Origin of the sequence: Streptomyces sp. NPDC059142 (assembly GCF_042755665.1) — a bacterium.
Lineage (GTDB): Bacteria > Actinomycetota > Actinomycetes > Streptomycetales > Streptomycetaceae > Streptomyces.
This window is the reverse complement of the sequence record NZ_JBHZDA010000073.1, coordinates 26,186-36,015: the sequence shown is the minus strand read 5'-3', so window position 1 is coordinate 36,015 and position 9,830 is coordinate 26,186. Positions and strand designations below refer to the sequence as shown.

At 72.2% G+C, this 9,830-nt stretch carries 8 protein-coding genes; 5 read left to right on the top strand and 3 right to left on the bottom strand.

The window, feature by feature from the left end:
• Positions 1–168: 168 nt before the first annotated feature.
• Positions 169–1,335 carry a PucR family transcriptional regulator gene (locus ACFXPK_RS23680; protein ID WP_384993070.1) on the bottom strand — a complete coding sequence of 389 codons (1,167 nt, stop codon included), beginning with the start codon at positions 1,333–1,335 and terminating at the stop codon, positions 169–171.
• Between the two features lie 157 nt (positions 1,336–1,492).
• Here ACFXPK_RS23680 and ACFXPK_RS23675 point away from each other — a divergent pair, with 157 nt between their 5' ends.
• On the top strand, positions 1,493–2,419 hold the full coding sequence (locus ACFXPK_RS23675) for a proline dehydrogenase family protein (protein ID WP_384993067.1): 927 nt from the start codon (positions 1,493–1,495) through the stop codon (positions 2,417–2,419).
• A gap of 64 nt (positions 2,420–2,483) precedes the next feature.
• The gene (gene pruA / locus ACFXPK_RS23670) at positions 2,484–4,115 is read left to right on the top strand and encodes an L-glutamate gamma-semialdehyde dehydrogenase (RefSeq protein WP_385078353.1); all 1,632 of its coding nucleotides are present in this window, start codon (positions 2,484–2,486) and stop codon (positions 4,113–4,115) included.
• 132 nt (positions 4,116–4,247) lie between these two features.
• Here the strand turns inward: pruA and ACFXPK_RS23665 are convergent, their stop codons facing one another.
• Positions 4,248–5,099 carry a DUF1206 domain-containing protein gene (locus ACFXPK_RS23665; RefSeq protein ID WP_384993061.1) on the bottom strand — a complete coding sequence of 284 codons (852 nt, stop codon included), beginning with the start codon at positions 5,097–5,099 and terminating at the stop codon, positions 4,248–4,250.
• 393 nt (positions 5,100–5,492) lie between these two features.
• Between ACFXPK_RS23665 and ACFXPK_RS23660 the strand changes: the two genes are divergently transcribed.
• Positions 5,493–5,624: a hypothetical protein gene (locus ACFXPK_RS23660; protein ID WP_384993059.1), complete on the top strand. Its 132-nt coding sequence runs from the start codon at positions 5,493–5,495 to the stop codon at positions 5,622–5,624.
• Positions 5,625–5,660: 36 nt separating this feature from the next.
• Here ACFXPK_RS23660 and ACFXPK_RS23655 read toward each other — a convergent pair whose 3' ends face one another.
• The gene (locus ACFXPK_RS23655) at positions 5,661–7,244 is read right to left on the bottom strand and encodes a purple acid phosphatase family protein (RefSeq protein WP_384993056.1); all 1,584 of its coding nucleotides are present in this window, start codon (positions 7,242–7,244) and stop codon (positions 5,661–5,663) included.
• A 128-nt stretch (positions 7,245–7,372) separates the two neighbouring features.
• On the opposite strand from ACFXPK_RS23655, the gene ACFXPK_RS23650 reads away from it, so the two are divergent.
• Together ACFXPK_RS23650 and ACFXPK_RS23645 are read left to right on the top strand one after the other, a co-directional pair.
• Positions 7,373–8,419, top strand: coding sequence for a 3-isopropylmalate dehydrogenase (locus tag ACFXPK_RS23650; protein ID WP_384993053.1), 1,047 nt, complete (start codon positions 7,373–7,375; stop codon positions 8,417–8,419).
• A gap of 234 nt (positions 8,420–8,653) precedes the next feature.
• Positions 8,654–9,754, top strand: a complete 1,101-nt coding sequence (locus tag ACFXPK_RS23645) for a branched-chain amino acid aminotransferase (RefSeq protein ID WP_385078349.1) — start codon at positions 8,654–8,656, stop codon at positions 9,752–9,754.
• Positions 9,755–9,830 lie beyond the last annotated feature (76 nt).

The window sequence follows — 9,830 nt, the reverse complement described above, 5'->3', positions numbered from 1 at the left end:
CCCGCCTTGGGGGGGGGGTGCGGGCCCTGTTGGTTCACCACCGGGGCTGCCCCCCCCCTTTTCTCCCCCCCCCGGCGGGGCGGGGGGGCCCCCCCGGGGCCCCTTCGCCCGTCCCCCGGGCCGGCTCCCGCGGCGCCTGCGCCCCCGTACCGCCCGCTCCGGAGCGGGTCACAGGCGCGCCGCCTTCAGCGCCATGTGCAGCAGCAGCCGGTCCTCGCCCTCGTCCAGGTCCAGGCCCGTGAGCTGCTCGATCCGGGAGAGCCGGTAGTAGAGCGTCTGCCGGTGGATACCGAGCGCCGAGGCCGTACGGCCCGCCTGGCCCGCGTGGTCGAGGAAGACCTCGGCGGTGTGCGCCAGTTCGGCGTGGGCGGGGGAGAGCAGGGCCAGCACCGCCGGGTCGGGCGCCGTGGGCAGCGCCGTCAGCAGCCGGTACGCGCCCATCGACGCCCACCGCGCCACCGGGCCGAGCCGGGGCTGGGCCACCGAGGCGCGGGCCGCCGCCACCGCCTCGCGCCAGGCGTCCGGAAGCTCCGCCAGCCCCCGGCGCGGGGCGCAGACCCCCGCCCCGCCGGCCGGGCCCGCCGTCTCGCGCAGCCGCGCCGCGGCCGCCAGGACGGGCGCCTCCGCGTCCGCCGAGCGCAGCCGTACGAGCAGGGCCAGCGCCCCGCCGCCGTCCGGGCCGCGGGCCGCGGTCGCCCCGGGCGGCGCGGGGAGCGGCAGGACGCAGAGTGCCGCCGTCCCCGGCACCGTACGGACCGGCGGCTCCTCCGCGCCCCACGGCGCCACGCAGAGCAGCAGATGCGTCCCGTCCGCGCTCGGGCCCAGCGCCGTACGCAGCGCGGTCACCGCCATCTCCCGCTGCCAGCCGGGGCCCGCGGCGAGGACCGCCCGCAGCTCCCTGGCCAGGTCGGTACCGGCCTTGGCCTCGTCGGCGAGGAGTTCGCCGATCCGCTCCGTCACCTCCATGGCCGCCGCGAGCGCCCCGGCGCCCGGCCCCGGGTCGGAGTCGTCGAGCAGCCAGACATAGCCGAGGACCCGGCCCCGATGGCGTACGGGCAGACAGATCCGGCCACGGAAGACCCCCGCGTCCGGGGCCGCCGGGATCCGCACGGGGCCCGACGCGTGGGTGATGCCGAAGCCCTCGAACCAGGCGCGGACGGCGGGGGTCGACCGCCGGGTCAGGATCGAACGCGTCCTGACGGGGTCCATCGCCGCGTCGTCCTCGCTGTCGTGCACCCCGAAGGCGATCAGTCCGAAGTCCCGGTTCTCCAGGGTCGCCGGGACGCCGAGCAGGGCCGAGATCTCGTCGACCAGTTCCTGGTAATCGTCCTTCACCCGGACATTCTCCCACCGCTTTCAGACATCTGTCTGAGATCCGGGCCACGGATGCGTGACAGGTGTCGATGGCAGAGGATCGGAGCGATCTCTAGGTTTCACAGTGGTTCTCCTGCCGTTTTCCTGCCGCACCGTTCGATCCACCGTGGAGGTCCCTGTGCTGGGTCCCGTGATCCTTGCCGCGTCGCGCAGCGACGCCCTGCGCCGCACACTTTCGGCCGCCCCGGTCACCAAGCCCGTGGTGAACCGTTTCATCGCGGGCGAGTCCATCGAGGAGACCACGCCCGTCGTCCGGTCCCTCGCCGACCAGGGCCTGGAGATCACGCTCGACGTCCTCGGCGAGGACATCACGGACCCGTCCGCGGCGATCGGCGCCCGCGACGCCTACCTGCGGCTGATCGAGGCCCTGGCACCGCTGGAGCTGGGCCCCCGCGCCGAGATGTCGGTGAAGCTCTCCTCCTTCGGCCAGGCGCTGCCCGGCGGGCACGACCTCGCCCTGAAGAACGTCACCGCCGTCGTCGAGGCGGCGGACGCCGCCGGCACCACCGTCACCCTCGACGCAGAGGACCACACCACCCTCGACTCGACGCTCGCCATCCACGCCGAGCTGCGCGAGCGCTTCCCGTCGACCGGCGCCGTCGTCCAGTCGTACCTCTTCCGCACCGAGGAGGACTGCCGCGTCCTGGCCGCGGCCGGCTCGCGCGTACGCCTGGTCAAGGGCGCGTACAAGGAGCCCGCGTCCGTCGCCTACCAGGACAGGACCGAGGTCGACCGCGCGTACATCCGCTGTCTGCGGATTCTGATGGACGGCTCCGGGTACCCGATGGTCGGTACCCACGACCCGCGCATCGTCTCCATAGCCCAGGACCTCGCCCGGCGCGCCGGGCGCAAGCTCGACGAGTACGAGTTCCAGATGCTGTACGGCATCCGGGAGGCCGAGCAGTTCCGGCTCGCCGCCGAGGGGCACCGGATGCGCGTCTACATCGCGTACGGCACCGACTGGTACGGATATTTCATGCGCCGCCTCGCCGAGCGCCCCGCCAACCTCACGTTCTTCCTCCGTTCGCTGGTCAGCCGCGGCTGACCCCACGCGCCCCACCGACCGCCGAAGAAGAGCAGACTTGCAGACAGAAGGAGATGCGGCACCCATGGACGCTGTGACCCAGGTTCCCGCGCCGGTCAACGAGCCGGTGCACGGCTACGCCCCCGGCTCGCCCGAGCTGGCCCGGCTGGAGGTCCGGCTCAAGGAGCTGGCCGATAACCCCGTCGACCTGCCGATGACCATCGGTGGCGTGAAGCGGATGGGCGGCGGCGAGCGTGTCGACGTCGTCCAGCCGCACAACCACGGAGCCGTTCTGGGCACGTTCGCCGGCGCGACCCGGCAGGACGCCCAGGACGCGGTCGACGCCGCGCTGGCCGCCGCCCCCGCCTGGCGCGCCATGGCGTTCGACGACCGCGCCGCGATCATCCTGCGCGCCGCCGAGCTGCTCGCGGGACCGTGGCGCGAGAAGCTGGCCGCCGCGACGATGCTCGGCCAGTCCAAGACGGCCCAGCAGGCCGAGATCGACTGTCCGTGCGAGCTGGTCGACTTCTGGCGCTTCAACGTCAAGTACGCCCGTGACCTGCTCGCCGAGCAGCCGCCCGCCAACTCCCCGGGCGTCTGGAACCGGCTCGACCACCGGCCCCTCGAAGGCTTCGTCTACGCGATCACGCCCTTCAACTTCTCCGCGATCGCCGGCAACCTGCCCACCGCGCCCGCCCTCATGGGCAACGTGGTCGTCTGGAAGCCGTCCCCGACGCAGACCCTCGCCGCGGTGCTGCTCATGGAGCTGCTGGAGGAGGCGGGGCTGCCCAAGGGCGTCATCAACCTCGTGACGGGCGACGGCATCGCCGTCTCCGACGTGGCCCTCACCCACCCCGAGCTGGCCGGCATCCACTTCACCGGCTCGACCAGGACCTTCCAGCACCTGTGGAAGACGGTCGGCGCCAACATCGAGACGTACCGCTCCTACCCGCGCATCGTCGGCGAGACCGGTGGCAAGGACTTCGTCGTCGCCCACCCGAGCGCCGACCGTGCCGTCCTCAAGACGGCGCTGACCAGGGGCTCCTTCGAGTACCAGGGCCAGAAATGCTCCGCGTCCTCGCGCGCCTACGTCCCCGCCTCGATCTGGAACGACGGCTTCCAGGAGGAGTTCGCGGCCGAGGTCGACGGGATCGCCATGGGCGACGTCACCGACCTGACCAACTTCATCGGCGCCGTCATCGACGAGCGCGCCTTCGCCAAGAACAAGGCCGCCATCGACCGCGCCGCCGCCGACCCGAGCTGCACGATCGTCGCGGGCGGCACGTACGACGACTCCGTCGGCTACTTCGTCCGGCCCACCGTCATCGTCTGCACCGACCCCGAGAACGAGGTCTTCACGACCGAGTACTTCGGCCCGATCCTCGCGGTGCACGTCTACGACGACGCCGACTACGACGCCGTGCTCGACCAGATGGAGTCCGTCTCGGCGTACGCCCTGACCGGCTCGGTCATCGCGGGCGACCGCGCCGCCGCCGCGCACGCGATGGAGAAGCTGCGCTACGCCGCGGGCAACTTCTACATCAACGACAAGTCGACCGGCGCGGTCGTCGGCCAGCAGCCCTTCGGCGGCGGCCGGGCCTCCGGCACCAATGACAAGGCGGGCGCCCCGCAGAACCTGATGCGCTGGACGCTGACCCGCGCCATCAAGGAGACGCTGGTCCCGCCGACGGACTACCGCTACCCGCACATGGGCTGACGCCCCGGGGCCACCGCGCCCCGCGGCCCCTCCTGGATCCCGCCCTCGTACCGGTCACCACACCCCTCCGGTACGAGGGCGGCGTCATGCCCGCCGCGCCGGGTACGCGGGTACGCGGGTACGCGCCGTACGTCAGACCGTGCGCCAGCGGGCCATCGCCCAGGAGAAGAGCCCGAACAGCATCAGCCCCACCGCGACCAGCGCCAGCAGCCAGGGCCCCGCCGGGGTCTCGGTGAACGAGCGCAGCGTGTCGTCGAACCCCTTCGCCCGGTCCGGCTCGTACGCGACCGCCGCCAGCACCACGAAGACCCCCGCCGCCGCGAACAGGACCCCGCGCGCCGAGCCGCCGCCGACGCCCGTCACATCGACGAACCGCCGGGCCGGCCGCGACATCTCGGCGAGCTTCAGATGCTTGTGGTACTTACGGAGCACCGCGCGGACGCCGATCCACAGGCCCGCCGCCGCGATGGCCGCCCCGGCGATCCCCACGATCCACCGGCCGCCGGGCAGCTCCAGCGCCCTGGCCGTCACGTCCCGGGACTCCTGGTCGCTCGAACCGCTCCCGCTGCCCTGCTCACCGACGGCGAACGCCAGCACGGAGTAGGCGGTGAACCCGTAGAAGACGGCGCGCCCCGCCGAAAGCAGCCGCTTGCCCGCCTTGCGCCCGTCGGGCCCCGCCGCGCCGAACAGAGCCTCGGAGAGCCGCCACAGCGCCATCCCCACGAGCCCGGCCCCGAGCGCCCAGAGCAGCACGGAGCCCATCGGCTTCTCCCCGATCTCCGCGAGCGCGCCACCCCGGTCGGCCTGCTGACCGCCCCCGCCCCCGCTGCCACCGAACGCGACGCGCAGCGCGAGCGCCCCGATCAGCAGATAGATCACCCCGCGCGCGGCGAACCCCCAGCGGGCGGCCACATCCATGGCCCTGCTGTTGGCGGCCCGCTCCGCGGTCCCGCGTCCTTTGTCCGTCAGCGCCTGTGCGTCCATGAGCGACCTCCGCGCCATCGGGTTCCCCCACCCGGAGCACGGAAACGGCGACGGGCCGGCCCGGCGGTCCGGTCCGGGGGAGGGGCACGGTGCGCGGAGGCGTACCACGCGCCGCACGGTTCCCACCGGGGGAAGCGGTGCCGTACGACCACCGTCTCGGATGACCACCGTCTCAGATAGTAGGAAGTCCGAGTAATCATGAAGACAGACCGACCACCCTCGCTTAGTTTGGAATGAGCCGAACGTCTCGCTCCATCCAGCGAATGGCGGCCGCCGGCACGCGCCCCCACGCAGGCAACCCCTGCCGCGTATGCCCCCCGCCCCTTCCGGCGCCTCGCAGATGCCTCACGTGGCCCTGCCGCGTGGCTCAGCTATCTCAAGGAGTCGATCACCATGGCCGAGACCACTGTCCGCCGCCGTGTCCGCCGTACCCCCCGTACCGGCGAGGCCGAGCGCAAGAACGCCGCCGCCGCCCTCCAGCGGGCACTCGACCGGAGGGACAACGGCGGCGCGACCGGGCACTGAGCCCGGCGCGGGGGAGCCGGGCCCGGCGGTGCGGTGTCAGCGGGTGATCGTGAAGTGGTCCACCCGGTGGCCCGTCTCCGCGAGGGCCGAGACCCTGAGCGAGGGCCGGGGCCCCGACGCCACCTCGACCGCCAGGAACGAGAACCCGGTGTAGCGCACGCGCGACCACTCCACCGTCTCGGCGGCCTTCGCGCCGCCCTTCGCCCAGTGGTACGTGGGGACGGACTCCAGGTCGGCCACATGGCCCTCGTAACTGTCCGGCACGGGGAAGTCGTACAGCGCCTTGCCCGCGCCGCCCGCCGTCACGTACACGATGCCGTCCCGTACGGAGCTGACGGACTCGCCGATCGGCACCGTGCGCCCGACGGCGCCGCCGCGCAGCGCGTCCGTCCGCTCGTACACATGGTTGTGGCCGTTGATCACCAGGTCCACCCGGTGCTTGTCGAAGAGCGGCACCCACGCGTCGCGCACCCCGCCGTCCGAGGCGTGCGCGTTCGTCGTGGAGAAGGCGCAGTGGTGGAAGAACACCACGACGAAGTCGATGTCCTCGTCCTTGCGCAGCTCGCCCAGGCGCCGGTCCAGCCAGCGTGTCTGGGCGCCGTCCGTGTACCCGGTGTTGGCGCGGATCTCGTTCGAGACGTCGTTGGCGTCCAGCGCCACCACCCCGACGTTGCCGTACCTGAAGGAGTAGACGCCCGGCGACTTCTCCGCGTCGAGACCGCCGCCCGGCAGGCTCCAGCGCGCGCTCTGCCCGCCGTAGCCGTGCGGGGAGTACCAGGCCTCCATGTCGTGGTTGCCGGTGGTCACCATCCACGGCACCCGCGAGGCCACCGACTCCGTCTGCGCGAGGAACTGGTCCCACACCCGCGCGTCGTAGGTGTCCGCCGCCTGCCCCTGGCCGCTGCTGTCCGCGTAGCAGATGTCCCCCGCGTGCAGATGGAAGACCGGGTTCTGACCCAGGATCACCTGGTCGTTGGCGAGCGCGTCGTACGAGACGCCCTGGTCGCCGAAGGCCGTGAAGACGAACGACCCTGCGCGGTCGGGAGCCGTCCGGAAGCTGCCGACCGTCCCGAGGTTGCGCCCGTCCGCCGGGTCGAATCCGCTGTGGCCGACGCCGTAGTAGTACGTCGTGCCGGGGCGCAGCCGCTCCAGCGAGACATGCAGGTAGTACTGGTCCACGGCGGGCAGCTTCGCCGAGAGCGACGGCGTGTGCAGCGGCCGTACCTCCGCCCTGATCCGCCGGCTCAGGTCCCAGGGCTCCAGCCCCACCCGCAGATACGGGTCCTTCACCGGCAGCGGCACCTGCCAGGAGACCGACATCATGGTCCTCGGGTCCGCGCCGAAGGCCAGATGGCGGCCGAACGGGGCCACCAGCGCCCCGTCCACCCGGGTGGCCGCCGACGACGGCAGGAAGCCGGCCGCGGACGCCGCGGGCTCGGCGGTGGCGGCGCTGGCGCCCAGCAGTCCGGCGCCCGCCACGGTGGACGCGGCCACGGTCCCGGCGCGCAGCAGCCCGCGTCGGGAGGGTCGTCGCTTCCACGCCCGCAAGTACTCGTGCTGCTCCGGCATGGTCATACGGGAGGCGAGGGAGTCGGGAATCCCGACGCGGGGAGTGTCCATGGACCGACGGTGACACCGGCCGGTGGCGGATACGTGGAGCAAAGGCGTACAAAGGGCGGCCGATTCGCAATGTGTCCACAGAATGGACGCATCGTGTCAGGCACTGGGACGCGGAGTAGGGTGCCGTCATGTCTCGCAGCCTCAATCTCGCAGTGATCCCCGGTGACGGCATCGGCCAGGAGGTCGTGGCTCAGGGCCTCAAGGTCCTGAGTGCGGTACTCCCGCAGGATGTGAAGCTGGAGACCAAGGAGTACGACCTCGGCGCACGGCGCTGGCACCGTACCGGGGAAACCCTCCCCGACACGGAGCTGGAGGCCCTGAAGGGGCACGACGCCATCCTCCTCGGCGCGATCGGTGACCCCTCCGTGCCCTCCGGCGTCCTGGAGCGCGGGCTGCTGCTCAAGCTGCGCTTCGCCTTCGACCACTACGTGAACCTGCGCCCGTCGAAGCTCTTCCCCAACACGGACACGCCGCTGGCCGGCCGCCCGGACATCGACTTCGTCGTCGTCCGCGAGGGCACCGAGGGCCCGTACACGGGCAACGGCGGCTCCCTGCGCACCGGTACGCCCGCCGAGGTGGCCACCGAGGTCAGCCTCAACACGGCGTACGGCGTCGAGCGGGTCGTCCGTGACGCGTACGAGCGGGCGAACTCCCGTCCCCGCAAGAAGCTGACGCTGGTCCACAAGAACAACGTCCTCGTCTACGCGGGCCACATGTGGAAGAACATCTTCGACCGGGTGGGCCAGGAGTACCCCGAGGTCACCACCGACTACCTGCACGTCGACGCCGCGACGATCTTCTTCGTCACCCAGCCGGACCGCTTCGACGTGATCGTCACCGACAACCTCTTCGGTGACATCCTCACCGACCTCGCCGCCGCCGTGACCGGCGGTATCGGCCTGGCCGCGTCCGCGAACATCAATCCGGACCGTACGTTCCCGTCCATGTTCGAGCCGGTCCACGGATCGGCCCCGGACATCGCGGGCCAGGGCAAGGCCGACCCCACGGCCACCGTCCTCTCCGTCGCCCTGCTGCTGAGGCACCTCGGCTTCGACGCCGAGGCCGTCCGGGTCGAGGAGGCCGTCGCGGCCGACCTCGCCGGGCGCGGCGGTACGGCGTCCCCGCGCACCACCGACGAGATCGGCGACGCGCTCGCGGTACGCGTAGCGAGCTGACCCGTCGACTCCTTGTCGCAGCCGTCGGGTCCACCGGAACCCGGCGGCTGCGCCGTGCGTGCGGCCACCGGGTACCGACATCAGTTCCCGGATCGCACTCACCCCCATTTCCCGCGCCACCCTGCCCGAGCGATAATCGCTGTGGGCCGCGGCATGCGGGAATGCTCGGACGTCCTATCAGCAGTAGCGGCGTGAGCGCGGTCCGTCACACCCAAACGTGAAGGACGAGTATTCATGACCACGCCCACGAACGCGCCGACGATCGAACTGAAGCCCTCCTCGCACCCGCTGTCCGACGCGGAACGCGAGGCGCTGCTGGCCGATCCCGGCTTCGGCCGCCACTTCACCGACCACATGGTGACGATCCGGTGGACCGAGGGCCGGGGCTGGCACGACGCGCAGCTCGTCCCCTACGGTCCGCTCTCGCTGGACCCGGCCAACATGACCCTGCACTACGCGCAGGAGATCTTCGAAGGGCTCAAGGCGTACCGGCTGCCCGACGGCTCGGTCGCCACCTTCCGCCCCGAGGCCAACGCCGCCCGCTTCCAGGGCTCGGCCCGCCGCCTCGCCATGCCGGAGCTGCCCACCGAGACCTTCATCGCGGCGTGCGACGCGCTGGTCCAGCAGGACAAGGCGTGGGTCCCCGCGCACGGCGGCGAGGACTCCCTCTATCTGCGCCCGTTCATGTTCGCGACCGAGGTCGGCCTCGGTGTGCGCCCGGCCAACGAGTACCTGTTCCTGGTCATCGCCTCGCCCGCCGGCGCGTACTTCCCCGGTGGCGTGAAGCCCGTCTCGGTCTGGCTCTCGGAGAACTACGTCCGCGCCGTCCCCGGCGGCATCGGCGACGCCAAGACCGGCGGCAACTACGCCGCCTCCCTGCTCGCCCAGGCCGAGGCGGCCGAGAAGGGGTGCGCCCAGGTGGCCTACCTCGACGCGGTCGAGCACCGCTGGGTCGAGGAACTGGGCGGGATGAACCTGTACTTCGTGTACGGCGACCGCATCGTCACCCCGGAGCTCACCGGCTCCCTGCTGGCGGGGATCACCCGTGACTCGCTCCTCAAGCTCGCCGGCGACCTCGGCTACACCTCCGAGGCGGGCCGTATCTCCAAGGACGACTGGCGCCGCGACACCGAGAACGGCACCCTCACGGAGGTCTTCGCCTGCGGTACGGCCGCGGTGATCACCCCGATCGGCACCGTCAAGTCGGCCGGCGGCGAGTGGACGCAGTCCGGCGGCCAGCCCGGCGAGGTCACCATGAAGCTGCGCAAGGCGCTGCTCGACATCCAGCGGGGCGTCACGCCCGACCTCCACGGCTGGATGCACCGGCTCGGCTGAGTACGGCCGGCGAACGGCCAGGCCCGCCACGAACCGCCACGAACCGTCCCGCCACGGTCCGCGCACGGGCCGTGGC

What these genes read in the sequence shown, in the direction of transcription:
- ACFXPK_RS23660 (WP_384993059.1), top strand. Translation starts at nt 5,493, where the DNA reads ATGGCCGAGACCACTGTCCGCCGCCGTGTCCGCCGTACCCCCCGTACC.
- ACFXPK_RS23650 (WP_384993053.1), top strand. Translation starts at nt 7,373, where the DNA reads ATGTCTCGCAGCCTCAATCTCGCAGTGATCCCCGGTGACGGCATCGGC.
- ACFXPK_RS23665 (WP_384993061.1), bottom strand. Translation starts at nt 5,099, where the DNA reads ATGGACGCACAGGCGCTGACGGACAAAGGACGCGGGACCGCGGAGCGG.
- ACFXPK_RS23655 (WP_384993056.1), bottom strand. Translation starts at nt 7,244, where the DNA reads ATGGACACTCCCCGCGTCGGGATTCCCGACTCCCTCGCCTCCCGTATG.
- ACFXPK_RS23645 (WP_385078349.1), top strand. Translation starts at nt 8,654, where the DNA reads ATGACCACGCCCACGAACGCGCCGACGATCGAACTGAAGCCCTCCTCG.
- pruA (WP_385078353.1), top strand. Translation starts at nt 2,484, where the DNA reads ATGGACGCTGTGACCCAGGTTCCCGCGCCGGTCAACGAGCCGGTGCAC.